Source organism: Paraburkholderia sp. GAS82 (genome assembly GCF_050436285.1).
Taxonomy (GTDB): domain Bacteria; phylum Pseudomonadota; class Gammaproteobacteria; order Burkholderiales; family Burkholderiaceae; genus Paraburkholderia; species Paraburkholderia phenazinium_B.
This window is the reverse complement of sequence record NZ_JBNDLX010000011.1, coordinates 68,859-86,627: the sequence shown is the minus strand read 5'-3', so window position 1 is coordinate 86,627 and position 17,769 is coordinate 68,859. Positions and strand designations below refer to the sequence as shown.

General features: G+C 62.3%; 18 protein-coding genes. 14 read left to right on the top strand and 4 right to left on the bottom strand.

The window, feature by feature from the left end; translation table 11 throughout:
- Positions 1–6 precede the first annotated feature (6 nt).
- Complete coding sequence (locus tag P3T17_RS29735) at positions 7–681, bottom strand: HAD family hydrolase (protein ID WP_429410088.1); 675 nt, start codon at positions 679–681, stop codon at positions 7–9.
- 137 nt (positions 682–818) lie between these two features.
- A complete protein-coding gene (locus P3T17_RS29730; RefSeq protein WP_429410086.1) occupies positions 819–2,141 on the bottom strand; it encodes a DNA topoisomerase IB in 1,323 nt (440 codons plus the stop codon).
- A 216-nt stretch (positions 2,142–2,357) separates the two neighbouring features.
- Between P3T17_RS29730 and P3T17_RS29725 the strand changes: the two genes are divergently transcribed.
- From P3T17_RS29725 to P3T17_RS29705, 5 genes are all read left to right on the top strand, one after another.
- The gene (locus P3T17_RS29725) at positions 2,358–2,708 is read left to right on the top strand and encodes a chemotaxis protein (RefSeq protein WP_429285702.1); all 351 of its coding nucleotides are present in this window, start codon (positions 2,358–2,360) and stop codon (positions 2,706–2,708) included.
- Between the two features lie 116 nt (positions 2,709–2,824).
- A complete protein-coding gene (locus P3T17_RS29720) occupies positions 2,825–3,376 on the top strand; it encodes a type 1 glutamine amidotransferase domain-containing protein (protein WP_429285701.1) in 552 nt (183 codons plus the stop codon).
- Between the two features lie 320 nt (positions 3,377–3,696).
- Entirely contained in the window at positions 3,697–4,038 is a 342-nt protein-coding gene (locus P3T17_RS29715) for a DUF1488 domain-containing protein (RefSeq protein WP_429285700.1), read from the top strand.
- A gap of 63 nt (positions 4,039–4,101) precedes the next feature.
- A complete protein-coding gene (locus tag P3T17_RS29710; protein ID WP_074268670.1) occupies positions 4,102–4,683 on the top strand; it encodes a hypothetical protein in 582 nt (193 codons plus the stop codon).
- 766 nt (positions 4,684–5,449) lie between these two features.
- Positions 5,450–5,902 (top strand): PA2169 family four-helix-bundle protein, encoded by a 453-nt coding sequence (locus P3T17_RS29705; RefSeq protein WP_074268668.1) that lies wholly within the window; start codon positions 5,450–5,452, stop codon positions 5,900–5,902.
- Between the two features lie 115 nt (positions 5,903–6,017).
- On the opposite strand, the gene P3T17_RS29700 is transcribed toward P3T17_RS29705, so the two are convergent.
- Positions 6,018–6,350 (bottom strand): BON domain-containing protein, encoded by a 333-nt coding sequence (locus P3T17_RS29700; RefSeq protein ID WP_074268667.1) that lies wholly within the window; start codon positions 6,348–6,350, stop codon positions 6,018–6,020.
- Positions 6,351–6,877: 527 nt separating this feature from the next.
- Between P3T17_RS29700 and P3T17_RS29695 the strand changes: the two genes are divergently transcribed.
- The 9 genes from P3T17_RS29695 to P3T17_RS29655 all read left to right on the top strand — a co-directional run bounded on the left by P3T17_RS29695 (position 6,878) and on the right by P3T17_RS29655 (position 16,368).
- Complete coding sequence (locus P3T17_RS29695; protein ID WP_429410084.1) at positions 6,878–8,386, top strand: RNA polymerase factor sigma-54; 1,509 nt, start codon at positions 6,878–6,880, stop codon at positions 8,384–8,386.
- 105 nt (positions 8,387–8,491) lie between these two features.
- A complete protein-coding gene (locus tag P3T17_RS29690) occupies positions 8,492–9,691 on the top strand; it encodes a pyridoxal phosphate-dependent aminotransferase (protein ID WP_429410082.1) in 1,200 nt (399 codons plus the stop codon).
- 157 nt (positions 9,692–9,848) lie between these two features.
- Entirely contained in the window at positions 9,849–10,520 is a 672-nt protein-coding gene (locus P3T17_RS29685; protein ID WP_429410080.1) for a lytic transglycosylase domain-containing protein, read from the top strand.
- A gap of 126 nt (positions 10,521–10,646) precedes the next feature.
- Entirely contained in the window at positions 10,647–11,420 is a 774-nt protein-coding gene (locus P3T17_RS29680; protein WP_429410078.1) for an SDR family oxidoreductase, read from the top strand.
- A 120-nt stretch (positions 11,421–11,540) separates the two neighbouring features.
- Positions 11,541–12,440, top strand: a complete 900-nt coding sequence (locus P3T17_RS29675) for a LysR family transcriptional regulator (RefSeq protein ID WP_429285699.1) — start codon at positions 11,541–11,543, stop codon at positions 12,438–12,440.
- Positions 12,441–12,657: 217 nt separating this feature from the next.
- Positions 12,658–13,389: a FadR/GntR family transcriptional regulator gene (locus P3T17_RS29670; protein WP_429410076.1), complete on the top strand. Its 732-nt coding sequence runs from the start codon at positions 12,658–12,660 to the stop codon at positions 13,387–13,389.
- Between the two features lie 270 nt (positions 13,390–13,659).
- Positions 13,660–14,403 (top strand): (Fe-S)-binding protein, encoded by a 744-nt coding sequence (locus P3T17_RS29665; protein WP_429410074.1) that lies wholly within the window; start codon positions 13,660–13,662, stop codon positions 14,401–14,403.
- Complete coding sequence (locus P3T17_RS29660) at positions 14,400–15,791, top strand: lactate utilization protein B (protein ID WP_429410072.1); 1,392 nt, start codon at positions 14,400–14,402, stop codon at positions 15,789–15,791. The genes P3T17_RS29665 and P3T17_RS29660 overlap by 4 nt, the downstream gene beginning before the upstream one ends.
- Positions 15,778–16,368 carry a LutC/YkgG family protein gene (locus tag P3T17_RS29655; RefSeq protein ID WP_429410070.1) on the top strand — a complete coding sequence of 197 codons (591 nt, stop codon included), beginning with the start codon at positions 15,778–15,780 and terminating at the stop codon, positions 16,366–16,368. Before P3T17_RS29660 ends, P3T17_RS29655 begins: the two co-directional genes overlap by 14 nt.
- Here the strand turns inward: P3T17_RS29655 and P3T17_RS29650 are convergent.
- Positions 16,352–17,662 carry an MFS transporter gene (locus tag P3T17_RS29650; RefSeq protein WP_429410068.1) on the bottom strand — a complete coding sequence of 437 codons (1,311 nt, stop codon included), beginning with the start codon at positions 17,660–17,662 and terminating at the stop codon, positions 16,352–16,354. The two genes, P3T17_RS29655 and P3T17_RS29650, sit on opposite strands and share 17 nt — an antisense overlap.
- Positions 17,663–17,769 lie beyond the last annotated feature (107 nt).

Genomic DNA, 17,769 nt, shown 5'->3' with positions numbered 1-17,769 from the left:
AGCCCGTCACGGCCGTGCGGCCACCTCGTCGAGATGCAGCAGCAGATCGGCGGGGTCTTCGTAGACGCGCAACGCGCCGGCACGTTCGAGTTCATCCTGACCGTAGCCACCCGACAGCACCCCAACTCCCAACGCGCGGCAGCGCTGCGCGGCCAGCATGTCCCAGATGCTGTCGCCCACCACCACGCTCTGTTCGATCTGCACGCCCAGGCGGTGCGCCGCGGCAATGAACAGATCCGGATCGGGCTTGGCGTATTTGACGGCGTCGCGCGTAACGACCACCGTTTTCTCAGGATCGACCCCGAGCGCAGCCAGATTCACCGCGGCGGTTTCCATGCGGCCGCTCGTCGCGATGGCCCAGCGTGTGCCGCTCTCGGTCAGAGCGGCGAGCAGTTCGCGAGCGCCGGGTAACGGCCGCACCTGGTTGCCTAGTTTTTTGTAGGCGTCGGCATGCGCGTGCCGCAAGTGCTCGATGCGCTCCGCGCTCATTTCGCTGCGCGTCTCGCGCAGTAGCTGGTTCGTGAAGAGGCCGCCACTCATGCCGATCTTGCGATGGATGCGCCATACCGACAGTTCGATTCCTTCCTGATCGAGCGCCTGCTTCCACGCAAGGACGTGTTGATAAACGCTGTCGACGAGCGTGCCGTCGAGATCGAACAGAAAGGCGGTCTGGATGCGCATGGTGTTCCTCCGAAAACGGTTGAGCGATAGTGCCGGGAAAGTGACGAAATCCACGAGGCACTATGGTGCACCTTTGCGAGCGAAAGCGGGGGTGGAAATTGGTGCGGCCGGCCAGGTGCGGCCGGCGAGGTGAGCCGTCACGTCGTAGTCGGCCGGGCCTGCCGCGGCGCCGTGCGGGCCGAATTGCGCACGCGCGTGACCCGTGGCGCGTTCGGCGTGCCCGACGATTTCCTCATGGCTCGAGATTTGGTAAGGAGTGCGGTGAGTTGTGCGTCGCTCACGGAATTCGCCGTATCAACCGCCTCGCGCACGAGCGTCGTGGTGGCCGGAGCACTCGACGAGCGGCGCTTGCGCGAACCGTTAGCTGCCTGTCGCGCCGCCTGCTTTGCGCTGCGCGAGAGCAGGATCGCGAAAGCCGCTTCGTCGACGCGCAGACCTCGCCGCGGCCGGCAATTCGCAATGCCTTGCAGTTCATCGGCTTCGAACGCGGCAATCACAGCCGGATGGATATAGCAGCGTCTGCACACAGCTGGCGTATTGCGCAACAGCGCGGCCACTTCTTTCACCGTCGCCACCACATGCCGTCTTGCCTCCGCCGCGCTATCGCACAGCAGACGGCGCAGCGCAGCGAACGCATACACGCTGCCAGCCCACGTCCGATAATCCTTGGCAGTGAAATCGGCATCGCTCGCGCGTTTCAGATAGTCGTTGATCTCGGCTGAGCCGACCGTGTGACGCGTACCGTCCTCATCGACGTACTGAAACAGATCGTGTCCGGGCAACTCCGCGCAGCGAAGCACGATGCGCTTCACGCGTGGATTGTCGATGGTCACGTCGTGTTCGATACCGCTCTTGCCGCGAAAACGGAAGCGAACCCGGCCGGCTTCCACTTTCAGATGTTTTTTGCGCAACGTCGTCAGTCCATATGACTGGTTGTCGCGTGCATATTCGGCGTTACCGATCCGGATCAGCGTGGAATCGAGCAACTGCACGATGGCAGCAATTACCTTGTCGCCCGGCATGCCGCGAAGCTTCAGATCGCGTGACACGCGCGCGCGAATTTTTGGCAAGGCCCGGCCGAATGCCGTCATGCGTTCGTATTTGTCGGCGTCGCGCGTTTCGCGCCAGCGCGGGTGGTAGCGGTATTGCTTGCGTCCACGCGCATCGCGGCCAGTTGCCTGGATATGGCCGCGCGGGTCAGGGCAGATCCAGACGTCGGCATAAGCAGGGGGAATCGCCAGTGCGTTGATACGGGCAATTTCATCGGCATCCTCGATCCGTTTGCCCGCGACATCGAAATAGGCAAAGCCCTCTTTAAGCAGCTTGCGCGAGTAGCCGGGACGTGTGTCGTCGGCGTGCCGCAAGCCGCTGGGCATTGCGCTTTGCGTTGCTGCCGTCGCACTTGTGCTGGCAGCGACGGTCGCGGACTGATGTCGGGCAGATCGGGGCGGGGCGGTCATGGTTGCCTTTAATCCATGTAGTAAGTGGCGCAGCCAGGTGGACTCATTTATCAACTCACTTATCAACTCAGCCTGTCCGACTCAACCTCAACACGTCGATCAACCAGGCGATCCATGCATTCGCCTCAAGCAAGGGCAGTGCCCGTCCTCGGCACCGCGTGCGGAACACTCCTTGCGGCGCTCTAGTGCAGGTGTCGAAAACCCAAGGAGGTTGAAATGAGCAGCACCCTGAATCCTGATGAGGAACCGCAACACGAGGTTCGTGAGACGGCCAGTTCGACCGGCGCGTTAGGCCCGAGCGACTCCTCCGACAGTGGCAGCGACGTGGCCGGCGCGAAGCGTCACGTGTTCGATGTGGACTCGGAACTCGACAACCACGCGCTTGAAACCGGCGACGCCGAACTTCGCAGCGACACGGACCGCCATGGCACCGGCGAACGCGCCGCCGCGGACGGCGACGCCACGCTCTCTCCCGACGCGGACATCGTACCGGACCGCGTCGACGACCCGTTTGCGCCCGACGTATCAGACGATCCCGACGATCCGGATGCATCGCGTCCCGCCTGACGTTGCACGGGCACAGCTCTTGCTCGATACCTCTGGAAACGGACTGAACGAGTTCAAGGCGAGACCCGGCGCAGCGCCGGTCGATTCATCTTTATGCTCGCAAAGGAGAAACATTGATGGCTAAGTCACTTCAAGGGTGCAAGGTAGCAGTCCTCGCATTAGACGGCTTTGAGCAGGCAGAACTGCTGGAGCCGCAACGCGCGCTCGCCGAGGCCGGCGCAACGGTCCATGTGATCTCGGCAAAGCCGGGCAAGATCCAGGGCTTCAAACATGTGGATAAAGGCGACTCGGTCGCCGTCGACACCACGTTTGACAAGGCCACCGCAGCCGAATACGACGCTGTCGTCTTGCCTGGCGGCGTGGTGAACGGTGACGCGATTCGCTCGCTGCCGCAGGCGCAAGCCTTCGTGAAGGCCGCCAACAGCGCGCACAAGCCGATCGCAGTGATCTGTCATGGCACATGGCTGCCGGTATCGGCGGGCATCATCAAAGGCCGCACGGTGACGAGCTGGCCCAGCCTGCAGGACGACATTCGCAACGCGGGTGGTACATGGGTCGATCAGGAAGTGGTCGAGGACGACAACTTCATCACCAGCCGCAAACCCGATGATCTGCCAGCCTTCAACAGAACGTTGATCGCACAACTGACCAAGCGCAAGGCCGCTTAAGAATGGCTATTGCGTTGAGCCCCTGAAACGGGTCAGCCGGTGGCAATGGCTGGCCCGCAATCGGCTCGATGAACTGGGAGAAAGTGCATGAGATTCCGGTATTCCATACAAGCCATGATCGCGGCGATGGGACTGGGCGCCGCCTTGCTGGCCGCCATGCAGACGCAAGCTGGTGCCGCCAGCCAGGCGAAGCCCGGCGCGCGGGTTTCTGCGGTTCAGACTACTCCGCAGAGCGGCCCACAGCGCACTGCGGATAGTCAACAGTTCGCCACCGGAAACCCGAGTAGGCCCCACGTGAAGACATTCGAACCGAGCGCGCCATGAACGCCATTATTCTGCCGCGGCCCGCCTACGAGGACGCCACCATGCGCATTACTTTTCCTGACGAAGCACCGGGCTTCGACGGCTCGAGTCTGACCGTGCAGTTCACAGCACGCGTCGACGGCGAACCGGTTATTTGTGCAATCACAGCGGAGGCGCTGGAGGATCATTTCGGCGCGGAGTCAGCGCTCGAGGACGCCTTGCTTGGCGCATTCAGGCAGGGCCGCCGGCGGATTCATTCGGTGTGCGCAGAGGCGCTTGACCAAAGCGAAGGAGCAAGCGTAATACTGCATAGCGGACTGTTCCGCGTCGAGGGAATGGAATCCGGCCACGACCGGTAGACACTTGTCAGGACCGCGAAAGGGTATGTCTGTAATCATTTTTCCGCGATGAAAGGAGGATCTATGTCACTCATCGTCGCAGCACGTTTCACGACGTTTCCGGCCGCTGAAGATGCAGCCCAACGTCTTTTCAACAGCGGTTTCGTCGAGGAGGACGTGACGCTGTTTTTCGTCAACCCGACCGGACAGCATGCGCGTTATCCGATTGGCGGCGATACCGCCACGGACGCCGGTTCCGCGGAGGCGCCCAAAGGCGCGGGCAAGGGCGTGACGATCGGCGCTGTGCTGGGCGCGGCAGTGGGCGTCGGCATCTTTACCGTGTTTTCGGCGCCGCTGCTCGTATCGGTTATCGCAGCGGGAGTGGGCGCCTATGTCGGCTCGCTGGTCGGCGCCATGTCGCATACGCGCAGCGGGGGCAGGTTAGGGCGCCACGGGACACAGCAGCACGAAACGCGCGATTCAGGTGTGCTGCTCGCGGTTCATGTTTCGCCGGATAGCCAGTACGACGCTGCGCGTATCTTGCGCGATACGGGCGGCGCTGCAATCGAACGCGCGAACGGACGTTGGCAACGCGGCCGTTGGGCCGATTTCGATCCCACGCGTCCGCCGGAAACGATGCCTGAACTCAATGAGAAGCATGCCTAAGCGAGCTTAACGACGGCGGGGCCACAAATAACGCAGGGCTACTCATGGTCCGCGCATAAAAGAAGCGGCGGCCGCAATCGATGCGGCCGCCGCGCTTTCTTTATAGCCTGGATTTCTTATACCCAGATACGTAGGGGCGTTTGCTGTGGGTGGGTTGCTCCGTCCACCGAACGTTCTCCACGCACAGTCGCGCAAGCCGCTGGCGCCAACCCCTGGTGCGTTGTGCCACAGCTCATTGTTTGTGCGGCACTTTGCGGCGCAGTCCTCAGTACGTATTCACGGACCTGCATGGCAGCAGCCGACGTGACGATTGCCACAGCCAGCAGAAACTCGGCTCTCCTGATCTTCATGATGAGGCTCCCTTTGTCGTTGCGTGCCCATTGATTTTCGATTGCGGAGGGCTCGTCCTGTCTCGCAGGAGGCGCACACCGGTGCGGGCAGCACCATCGATACAGCAACATCTATGCCATTGCATTGCATTCGCTCGCAGGCCCGGTAGAAGGCCGTCCGAAGCCAGTTCGAAGGACGTTTGGCACGCCGCCGGATGTCTGCGCGCGATCGCCGCCGGGCAACATTTACGCGGCTGGGTAACTTTGCCAAAGGCGGTTTGGGGGCAAGCGCGGGCCGCGGAGGCTTGTATGCGTTATCGGCTCCACACCCACCGTGAGGACGCCCGCGAGCCCAGCCCGGGCACACGTCATGCGGCATTGAAAGGGAGCCGCTGCCACCGGCAGTGGGCCGATGAACTATGAAACGGAGGAATGCAATGTCTACCAACGTGACCGCTGTATTGAACGATCTGGTTGAAACATCGAAGGACGGCGAGCGTGGCTTTCGCAAGGCTGCCGAAGACGCGCACGATGCGCAACTCAAGTCGCTCTTTGTCTCGCGTGCCGACGACTGCACACGCGGTGCACGCGAGTTGCAGGACCTGGTCCAGAGACTGGGCGGCAAGCCGGAAACTGGCGGCACCGTGAGCGGTGCGCTCCATCGCGGCTGGACAGACGTCAAGAGCGCCGTGGCCGGTCGTGACGACCACTCGATCCTCGCGGACTGTGAAAAGGGCGAGGACGTAGCGAAGAAGCATTATCACGATGCACTCGACAAGGAGTTGCCGGCCGACGTGCGAATCGTGGTGGAAAAGCAGTATCAGGGCGTTCTGCTGAATCACGATCGCATTCGCGATCTGCGTGACCAGTACGCGGCTGCCAAGCACTAAGCCCAAACGCCGCGCATTAAAAGCCCAAAAGCAAGGGGCCGTCCGCAACGCGGATGGCCCCTTTTTCATCAGGACACCGCCGAAGCGATGTCCGAACGAATAGTTGCTGGCGGCTTTACTCGGCCACCACCTTCAGATGATTCTTCACGCTCGCCACGCCATCGACGTCTTTCGCGACTTCCGCTGCAGCGGACTTGTCATCCGAGGTCGGCACCGTACCCGTGAGCCACACCACGCCCTGGCGGGTCTTCACGTGAATATGCGTCGACTTGACGTTCTTGGCGCCGAGCAGATCGGCCTTCACCTTGGTGGTGATGGTGCCGTCGTCGACGTGCTGGCCAATCGTTTCCGAGCTGGCGGACGGTGCATTGGTCTGGGCCGAGGCGTTCAGGGCAAAAGCGACACAGGCAGCGACGCCAGCGGTCTTCAGAAAATGGATGGTCTTCATATAACTGCTCCTTCGTGTTGTTGATAAGAGATGCGGTCTTGTTACCTATGCGGTCGATCGCAACTGGATGCCAGCCGCCGATGACACGCGTGGGATCGTTGCCGCTACGGTTCCGTCAGGGCCGTTAATCGACACCGGATACGCGACTCATTCACTTGACGCTGGTTGCGCTGCGTTGGCGCGGCGCGCTTGTCATTTGACTGAGGTTTATCCGTCCACACGACCATAGCCGCAAGGAGTGTGCCCAACGGTGTGAGTTTGCTTCGCAAAGGGCGGACATGGGTCGCCTGGAGGGCGTGTAAGCCTGCCGGGACTGGCGTGGCGGCCCGCGGAGCGGGCCTGTAAAAGGCGTCGCCGTCCGCTGCGCATTTTTCCGGCCAATTGTAAAAAATGGCGCCGCAAGCGGCCTGCCTGAGCCTGGTGAAAAAGCAAAGATGAGAAAAAACAGCGGTTTGCGCGAGCTGGTACGACAGTTGCTCTGGTAGTGCCAAGCCTCTTTTTTAGAACTATCCCAAGGACTGACTACAATGCCGCCTTCAATTGAACTACGCACAAGGCAATCACTGGCACTGACTCCGCGGTTGCAGCAGTCAGTGCGGCTATTGCAGTTATCGTCCCTCGAGTTCCAGCAGGAGTTGCGTACTGCGCTCGACACCAATCCGTTTCTCGAGTACGACGCGACTGACACGGAAGACGTTGCGCTCGCAACCTCTTCGACCGGCGACGATAGCATCCCGGTTGCGGCTGGCGACACCGTCAGCGCGAGCGAGCCCGATACGATGCTCGACAGTGCAGTAGCCGATTCGCGTGAGAGCATGGCGTCGGATGAGTCGTCGGGCGACATGTCGTCCGGTGACTTCTCAGGCGAATTCTCCGGTGACTCGTTTAGCCGCAGTTCGTCGCGCCAGAACGGCGATTCCGAGGGTAGCGACCCGGCCGAATGGGCCCGCTCCCAACCGTCGCTGCGCGAACAGTTGCACGACGCGCTGCGGCTGTACCGCCTCGACCAGCGTGACCGTGAAGTTGCCCGGTTCGTAATCGAAGCGCTCGACGACGACGGCTATCTGCGCCAGGATCTCGCGGATCTGGCCGCAATCGTCGAACTCGAACCGGCTTTGACGGAAGAGGAATTGCTGGTGGCGCTGCGCCTCGTGCAGTCGCTCGATCGTCCGGGACTCGGCGCACGTTCGCTCTCCGAGTGTCTCGAGCTGCAACTGCATGCGATGCCCGTCGACGTGCCGGGTCGCGATGTCGCCCTGCAGATCGTCCAGCATCATCTCGAACGTCTTGCGCGCCGCGAGCAGGCCGAATTGCAAAAGCAGATTGGCTGCTCGGCGGAAGAACTGCGCGTGGCTTGTGCCCTCGTGCGCAAACTCGATCCGAAGCCAGGTAATTTCTATGGCCGCACGGAAGACAACTATGTCGTGCCGGACGTGATCGTTCGCCAGGTGCGTAACAAATGGATTGTCAACATCAATCCGGCTGTGCAGCCGCGCGCGCGGATTCACCGCATGTATGCCGAGCTGTTCGCGCAGTCAGCCGGTGCAAGCCGTTCGCCGCTTGCACAGCAGCTGCAGGAGGCACGCTGGCTGATTCGCAATGCGCAACAGCGCTTCGATACGATTCAACGCGTGGCCGAATGCATCGTCGCGCATCAGAAGGCGTTTTTCCAGTATGGCGAGATCGCGCTTAAACCGATGGTGCTGCGTGACGTCGCCGAAGAACTCGGCTTGCATGAATCTACCATCTCGCGCGCGACGGGCAACAAGTATATGGCGACGCCGCGAGGCATCTTCGAATTCAAGCATTTCTTCCCACGCGAACTGGGCACCGAAAGTGGCGGCACCTGTTCGGCTGCGGCTGTCCGTGCGCTGCTCAAGGAAATGATCGCCGCGGAAAACACCAACGATCCGCTGTCGGATGTGACCTTGGCTCGCATGCTCGCCGAGCAGGGCGTGCTGGTCGCACGGCGGACAGTGGCAAAATACCGCCATCTGATGAAGGTGCCGCCGGCTGAGTTGCGTCGTCAGCTCTGAGCAAATCTCGCAGGCTTCTCCCTTGCACATTGTTCGCAACGATGGACGTTTTACCCACTCCCCATTACATTGATGGCCGGACAGGTTTTGCCGTGAGGAGTGGGGATGAAGTATTCAAGTCTGGTCGAGCGCCTGCAGGGCAAGCGCACGTCCGCGTGGGAGATTCACCATGCCGCGCAACAGGCGCGGGCGAGAGGCGAAGATGTGATCGTGCTGAGCGTCGGCGATCCGGACTTCGCGACACCTGAGGCGATCGTCGAAAGGGCAGTCGAAGCGCTGCGCGGCGGCGACACGCACTACACCACGGTGGTTGGGCGTGAGCCGCTACGGGCGGCGATTGCCCGCGAACACACCCGCACCACTGGCCGTTCCGTCGGCGTTGAAAACGTCATGTTGTGCGCCGGCGCGCAGAACGGCATTTTCGCCGCGGCGCTGTGTCTTTGCGAACCCGGCGACGAAGTGGTCGTGCCGGAGCCGCTCTATCTGACCTACGAAGCCTGTGTGCGGGCCTCGGGCGCTACGCTGGTGCCTGTGCCCGTCGACCCGGCACGTGGTTTTCATCTGGATTGCGATGCGCTCGAAGCGGCTATCACGCCGCGAACCAAAGCGATCTTCTTTGCCACGCCGTGTAACCCGACCGGCGTCGTGATGCCGCGTGCCGATCTGGAACGCATCGCGCAACTCGCTCGCCAGCATGATCTGTGGGTCGTGTCCGACGAGGTGTATGCCGATCTCACCTTCGAGCGCGAGCACGTCAGTATCGCCTCGCTCGAAGGGATGGCCGAACGGACCGTGACGATCGCGAGCCTCTCGAAATCGCATGCGATGGCGGGTTGGCGCGTGGGCTGGGCGATCGGGCCGGCGGAGCTGATCGGGCATCTCGGGCGGCTCGCGTTATGCATGCTGTATGGCCTGCCTGGGTTTATCCAGGAGGCCGCGCTTGTGGCGTTCGAGCAAAAGGCGCAGATCGTCGCGGATATGCGCGAAGTCTACCGGCGCCGCCGTGACGTCGTGTATGAGCGCTTGAGCCGGGTGCAGGGACTGCGCTGTCTGTTGCCCGAAGCAGGCATGTTCATGATGGTCGACGTAAGCGGCTGCGGTCTCGATACGGTCGAATTCACCTGGCAACTGTTTCGCGCTCAGGGTGTCTCGCTGCTCGATGCCAGCGCGTTCGGCGAGACGGCCAACGGCTTCGTGCGGCTTGGCTTTGTGGTCGACGAAGCTCGTCTGGCCGAAGCCTGCGACCGGATCGCGGCCTTCGTCGCGGGTCTGCAGGTCCGGGCACCGGCGCTGAACGCCGGCTGAGGCGGTCTTGTCGCAGCGATTCTCGCGCTGCGATCTTGATGCCTTGTTTTGATGCCTTGGGTTTTGATGCCCTGTTTACGTCGGGCGGACAGGTTTTTGTTCGCCCGATACGTCGTTCCACGTATTGTTCATCGCACGCGAATAGCCAGCGGGCGATATGCAGAACAGCCAGACGAACAGGGGAAGGGAAAACCGCACCACGCGGGCCACACGAATAGTGGGCCTGACGCTCGGCGCGTTGACACTGTCATTTGCGAGCGCGATGCAGGCGGCCGAAGCGCCGCGTATCACGGATGCGCCGATGCTCGATGCACCGCACGTTGCTGCCCCGGTCATGGCGAGCCAACCGCCTGACGGCTCCAACGCATCGGCACTGGTTGAAATTGCAACTATCCTGTCGGGGCAATTTCGCGTGGCGCGCGGTGAATCCACCACCATCGCGCAAGCCGTGCTCGATGCGGCGAATCGCTTTGCGATGTCGCCGGTGCTGCTGCTCGGCGTGATCGCCACCGAATCGGGCTTCAACCGACGCGCGGTCAGCACCGCCGGCGCGAAAGGTCTGATGCAGGTGTTGCCCTCGGCGCATCCGCGACTGGTGTCGGGCGGCAAGGATCTGTCCGACCCCGTCGTCAACGTGACCATCGGCTCGTCGATCTTGCGCGGCTATCTGGACGCCTCGGGTGGTGATCTCAACGAGGCCTTGTCGCGCTACAGCGGCGGCGGCAAAGGCTACGCGCGGCGCGTGGCGTTGCATATGCAGCAGTTCTCCGCGCGATTGCAGGCGCAGCCCGATGGATTCGTGAAGGTCGCGCTGGTCGAGCCGCGCTGAAGCGCTGCTTGTTGCTTCGCGCAGATTGTTCGCGTTTGCTGGACTTTCCATCCAGCCGCGACCGGCCAATAGCGGCGCTTGCCGCTCCTATACTGTGACTCCCCACTCAATGTCCCGGAGGATGTCATGGCAGATCACTCTCTCAACGGTAAGGTGGTCGTGATCGGAGGCGGTGCGAAGAACCTGGGCGGGCTGATTTCCCGTGAGCTCGCCAAGGGTGGCGCGGCTGCGGTCGCGGTGCACTACAACAGCGATGCGACCCGCGGCGCCGCGGAAGAAACCGTTGCCGCCGTGCAGGCCGCCGGCGCGAAGGCGATTGCGGTGCAGGGCGACCTGACCCAGCCCGCCAACGTCACACGGCTGTTCGACGAAGCGCTGAAGCAGTTTGGCAAGATCGATATCGCGGTGAATACCACGGGCATGGTCATCAGGAAGCCGATCGTCGAAGTGACCGAGCACGACTACGACACGATCTTCGCAGTCAACTCGAAGGCGGCGTTCTTCTTTCTGCAGGAAGCGGGCAAGAAGCTGGCGGATAACGGCAAGGTCGTTACTATCGTGACCTCGCTGCTGTCGGCTTACACGCCGTTCTATTCGATCTATCCCGGCAGCAAGGCGCCGATCGAACACTACACGCGCGCTGCTTCGAAGGAGTTCGGCGAGCGCGGCATCTCGGTGAACGCGATCGGCCCGGGTCCGATGGATACGCCGTTTTTCTATCCGGCTGAATCAAAAGAGTCCGCTGCCTATCACGCGACCGCCGCCGCTCTCAGCAAATCGACGAAAAGCGGCCTGACCGAAATCGGCGATATCGCACCGATTGTCAAATTCCTCGTCACCGACGGTTGGTGGATCACAGGGCAGACGATCTTTGCTAACGGCGGGTATACGACGCGCTAACTGTCAGGCCAGGCGCATTCGACCTATGCCTTGGCTTCCCGAGTCTTTGACGTTGCTTGTGCCTATGCAGCATTCATGCTTCAGTCTGGTTCGTGACAAAGCAAATGGAGCCGGACTTCAATGGATCAGGTCGACCTGCTGCGGGTCTTCGTGCATGTCGCCGATATGCGCAGTTTCATCAAGACAGCCAAGGCGCTGAACCTGCCGCGCGCGACGGTCTCGCTCGCCGTCCAGCAACTGGAACAGCGCATGGGTGCGCGTCTGTTGCACCGGACCACCCGGCTCGTGCAACTGACCCCGGACGGACAGACGCTGCTCGAACGCAGCCGTAGCTGGCTCGCGGACGCGGATGCGATCGACGGACTGTTCCGCAAGGCGCCCACCGAGATCGCGGGGCGTTTGAGCGTCGACGTGCCGAGCCGGATCGCCCGGCGGCTCGTGGCGCCCGCGTTACCGGCCTTCTTCGAGCGCTATCCGAACGTACAGGTGATGCTGGGCTCGACCGACCGGCCGATCGATCTGGTTCAGGAGGGCGTGGATTGCGCGATCCGCGTGGGACCGCTCGACAGCACGAGCCTCGTCGCCCGGCCGCTTGGTGCGCTGACGCTGATCAACTGCGCCAGTCCCGCCTATCTGGCCAGGCATGGCGTGCCGAACACACCCGAGGATCTGCCGAAGCACTGGGCGATCGATTACGCGTCGGCAGGCGGCGCGCGCATCGCCGCCTGGGAGTATCGAAGCGGCGAGCAGACCATCAATATGCCGATGCGCAGCCGGGTTGCCGTGAACAACGCGGAAACCTATATCGCCTGCTGCCTGTCGGGCCTGGGGTTGATTCAGATTCCGCGCTACGACGTGCAGGAGCACCTCGAAGCGGGTGAACTGGTCGAAGTGTTGCCGGCATGGCGCGCGGCGCCGATGCAGGTCTCGGCAATCTATCCGCATTGGCGGCACCGCGCGGATCGGGTCGAAGCGTTTGTGAGCTGGTTGATCAGTCTGTTGCAGAGCCGGTTCGATTGAAGGGTGCTTTAGCGGGGTTCTTTAACCGGCGCCATTCAAGCGCGGTGTGTGCTAACGGCAACCACCGCTCTCGTGGCCTCTCAGGTGCCATAAAGAGCGGACGCTATAATTGCCCCAAGCAGTTGCGGCCGCCGTCTCCAGAAGCCACCCCTGACGCGCCGGCCGGCCTTGTCCACCAACGCAGCGCGTCATACCCTCTACCGCTACGACCTTGCCCATGCAATTTCATCCGATCCAGTCCTTCACGCGCAAACGGCTGTCCGACGTCGTGTCCGACCAGATCAAACGGCTGATCTCGGACGGCGCGTTGATGCCGGGCGACCGCCTGCCCGCCGAGCGCGATCTGGCGACCCAGTTGGGCGTATCGCGTCCATCGCTGCGGGAAGCGCTGATCCGCCTGGAGGCGGACGGCTATATCGAGACCTCGGGGCGGGGCGGTTTTACGGTGGTGGACGTGACGGCGCCGATCATCTCGAAGCCATTGGCGGAGCTGCTGCTGCAGAATCCGCGCACCAGCGCCGACATTCTCGAACTGCGCCAGGGGCTTGAATCGATCGCGACGGTGTACGCAGCCGAGCGCGCCACCGCTGCCGATCTCAAGAAGATCCGCAACGCTTTCGAAGAACTGAAAACCTGCTCGCTCTCCGACGACCGCACGAACCTGCCGGAGCTGGACGCCGCCTTTCACCTGGCTATCGCCGATGCGACGCATAACGTCGCGCTCGCGCATGTGATCCACGGTATCCATACGCTGATTCGGGAAGGGATGCGGCAATACCATCGGCTGATCGATTACGACGATGCCAAGGAGCGTCAACTGTTGACGCAGCACCAGGCGATCTTCGACGCCGTGATGGCACGCGACGCCCAGAAGGCGCGCAAGGCCGCCGAGCGCCATCTGACTTTCGTACGCGAACTGTATGAAGAAGAGGAGGCCAAGCCATCCTGATGCCGCGGGACGGTACTCACGCTGAGGGCGCGGTACGTCCAGTCCATTGCGGTCGCGTCAAGGCTGGTATCCAAAGGCTGGCGCCCAAATTGACACGTTTCTCCAACTTCCTTATATTCTTGGTCAGACCAACAAGACCAGTCATACAAAAAGCGTACTTGGGCGGCCAGCAGCACGTCGCCGGACTGGAATCCGCAGTAGAGTAGGCACATGCGCCCGCATCCGGAGCGCAGCGCTTCGTCCCCTCAAATATGCCGGCCCCTCGATTCCATGAAAGTCGCTCTTTTCATACCCTGCTTTATCGACGCGTTCTATCCGGAAGTAGGCATCGCCACCCTTGAATTGCTTGAGCGCTTCGGCATCGAGGTGGACTATCCCCAGGAGCAGACCTGCTGCGGCCAGCCAATGGCGAACAGCGGCGCCCAGGCCGAAGCGGCCGGCGCGGAGAAGGTCTTTGCGCGCAATTTCGCGGGATACGACTACATCGTCGGACCTTCGTCGAGCTGCATTCATCACGTGCGCGAGCATCTGACTGCAATCGAGCAAACCTCCGAGGTGAAGAAGGTACGCGCCGTCGCCTATGAACTGGTCGAGTTTTTGCACGACGTGGTCGGCGCCCGTGACTTTCCCTGGGCTGAGTTTCCGCATCGGGTAGGGCTTCACAACAGCTGCAGCGCGTTGCGGCATCTGAAAGAGGCGTCGGTCTCGGAAATCGCCGGCACGCCGTTTTCGAAACCGCTAGCCTTGCTGAAGGGCGTCAAAGGCATCGAATTCGTCAAGCTCACCCGTCCCGATGAATGCTGCGGCTTCGGCGGCACCTTCTCCGTGACGGAAGAGCCGGTATCGGTCCGGATGGGGCAGGACAAGGTTCGCGATCACCTGAACGCCGGCGCGGAGTACATCGTCTCTGGCGATATGTCTTGCCTGATGCACCAGCAAGGTTGCGCGGAACGGATGAAAGCGGACGCACGTTTTATCCATATCGCGCAGGTTTTGAACGGAGCACGCGAATGAGCCGGATCGATCACGCAAAAGCCGCTGGCGCTTTCATCGCCAAGACGGAGCATGTGGCGTTTCATGACAAGCGTCTCTGGGATCTGCGCGAAAAGCGCGATGCGCAGGCGCACAACATCGCCGAATGGGAAACGCTGCGCGAGCTGGCCTCGGGCATCAAGGAACATACGCTGTCGCATCTGTCCGGGTACCTCGAACAGTTTGCCTCCGCAGCGGAAGCGAACGGCGTGACCGTGCACTGGGCGGCAACCGCGGAGGAGCATAACGAGCTGGTGTACCAGATCATGTCCGGACGCGGCATGACGACGCTCGTCAAGAGCAAGTCGATGCTCACGGACGAGTGTGCGATGCGCGAATATCTCGAGCCGCGCGGCATCACCGTGATGGAGACGGACCTCGGCGAGCGCATCCAGCAACTCGATCATCAGGACCCGAGCCATATGGTGGTGCCCGCCGTGCACAAGCTGCGCGCCGATGTCGCGCAACTGTTCGGCCGCACGATCGGCACCGATCCCGAGAACAGCGATATTCACTACCTCGCCGAAAGTCAGCGGATGAATACGCGGCCCTATTTCGTGCGCGAAAAGACGGCCGGCATGACGGGCTGCAATTTCGCAGTGGCGGAAACGGGCACAGTGGTGGTCTGTACCAACGAAGGCAACGCGGACCTGTCGGCCAACGTGCCGCCGCTGCATATTGCCTCGATTGGCATTGAAAAACTGATTCCGAAGGTCTCGGACCTTGGCGTGTTTGTGCGCATGCTCTCGCGCAGCGCGCTCGGCTCGCCGATTACGCAATACACGTCGCACTTCCGCGCGCCGCGTCCGGGCACCGAGATGCACTTTATCCTCGTCGATCATGGCCGCTCGGAGCGGCTCGCGATGCAGGAGTTCTGGTATTCGCTCAAATGCATCCGCTGCGGCGCGTGCATGAACACCTGTCCGGTGTACCGGCGCAGCGGCGGTCTCTCATACGGTGGTACGTATTCAGGGCCGATCGGCGCGATCATCAATCCGACCTACGATCTGAAACGCTATAGCGCGTTGCCGTTTGCTTCCACGCTCAATGGGAGTTGCACGAACGTGTGCCCGGTGAAGATCAATATCCATGAACAGATCTACAAGTGGCGGCAGGTGATTACCGAGCGCCATGAAGTGCCGTTCGTGAAGCAGGAAGTGCTGAAGATGGCCGGGCGTCTGCTGGCGAGTCCAACGCTGTACCGGGCGACGGTGTCGTCGATGGGCGGCGCGTTGCGGAGGCTGCCGAATTTCGTGCTGTATAACCCGCTCAATATCTGGGGCCGGCAGCGCGAATTGCCGGAAGCGCCGAAGCTGACGTTTCACGCGTGGTACCGGAAGAATCGTGGAGGTGGCGATGGCAACGCGTGAGGCTTTTCTCGCGAAGGTGCGCGCGGCGCAGCCGGAGGCGCGCGAGCGTCCCGAGGTGCCGCTGTTCGCATCGACCGGCGGCGACCTGCGGGCGCGTTTCACTGCGGCGTTGGCGGGCATGGGCGGAACGTGTGTCGAGGCCGCTTCGGGCGCCGACGTGCTTGCGTTGATCCGCGAGCGTTTCGGCGCGGAGGCCTCGGTGTGTTCGGCTACGTCCGAAGTACCGGGCACGCGCCCGTTGAGCGCCGACACACCACCGGTGTCGCTGCAGGACATCGACGTGGGCGTCGTGCGGGCTCGCTTTGGCGTCGCGGAGACCGGCTCGGTGTGGTTCAGCGAGCAGGAATACGTGGTCAACGCGATCGGCTATATCGTGCAGCATCTGGTCGTGCTGCTCGACCCTGCACAGATGATCGATGGATTGCAGGACGTCTACCGGCGGCCGGATTTTCAGCGTGCACGATATGCGGCGCTGGTGACGGGGCCGTCGGCCACAGCCGATATTGAAGGTGTGCTGATTCGCGGCGCACAAGGCGTGCGGTCGTTGACGGTGGTGTGGCTCAGCGAGCCGCATTGACGCTAGGGGTCGCGAGCAAACTGCTGAGCGCGAGGCCTGCGAGCGTGCCGGTCACAAGCAACGTGAACAGATAGAGGCCGCCTGGACCTGCGAGTCCCATGAGCGCCGACGCCAAAGTCGGCCCCGCGCTCGCGCCCAGCGAGAAGATCAGCAGCAGCCCGGCACTGACGGCGATACGCTGGCCGGCCGGAATGCAGTCGTTGACGTACGACGTCACCACGCCGTACAGCGAGAACACCACGCTGACATACACGTACCCAAGCACCTCGACCAGCGTGCCGCCAGGCAGCACGAACAGCAGCAGGCTGCACACCGCAGCAAGCGCAGTAATTGACAGGATGACGATGCGCCGGTCGAACAGATCGGCGAGCCTCGCAACCGGCCATTGCGGCAGGAGCGCCGCGAGCAGTGCGAAGCCCATGAAGTGCGAGACGTCGGTGACCGAATAGCCGAGCCGGCGCATGAACACCGGCTGCATTGTGTAGAAACCGCTGTTCAGCAGACCGGCGGCGAGACAGCCATACACTCCGAGCGGCGCCCATCTGTAGATCGTGCTCAAGCCCGAGAGTCCGCGTGCGAGACGCGAACCGCCGCTGCTCTCAGGAGCCTCCATCGGAGCAGTCGGCACGGGTGCGTTACCGGCCAGTGCAACCGGTATCAGTGAAGCGGAAAACAGCGCGCTGACGAGGCTGAAGAGGGCGAAGCCGGCCGGATCGGCGAGGCTGATCAGAAACTGCCCCGTGCCGACGCCCAGATAGTTCGTGATCATGTACGCGGAAAATACCCGTCCGCGCTGCGCGTTACTGGCTGACTGATGCAGCCAGCTTTCCACCACCGTGAAAATGCCGACGAGGCAAAAGCCCATCACAAAGCGCAACGCAGCCCACGTCGCGGCCGAACTCCACGCGGCATAACCGAGCGCGCAGCACGCCGAGACCGCGGCGAACGTGACAAAGGCGCGATGATGTCCGACCCGCCCGATCAGGCCGCCGCCCCATAGCGCGCCGACCATGAAGCCGATGTAATAAGCCGATTGCACTACGCCGACCACCAGCGACGGCGTCTGCTGCTGGATCAGCCGCAGCGAGATCAGCGTGCCCAGCAGGCCATTGCCGGTAATCAGAATCGCGTAGCCGAACAGCAGGATGGCGGTCGCCTGCAGGCCGCCGGCGGGTGCCGGTGTGCTTGCAGTTGCGGAGGTACTTGCGGGGTAGGCAGGGTGTGCTGCGATAGACGGCGTGGACGGCAGACCGGCCGCCGCGTCGCGGATCCAGGATTCGTTGACCGGTTTCATCGTATGCGTCGGGAGCCATGCAAGGGTGCTGTTTCTGGTGCAACACATGTTGGCCCAGGTCAGGTACCCGAAGCAATTGCTGCAATTCACACAATTGATGTGGTCGC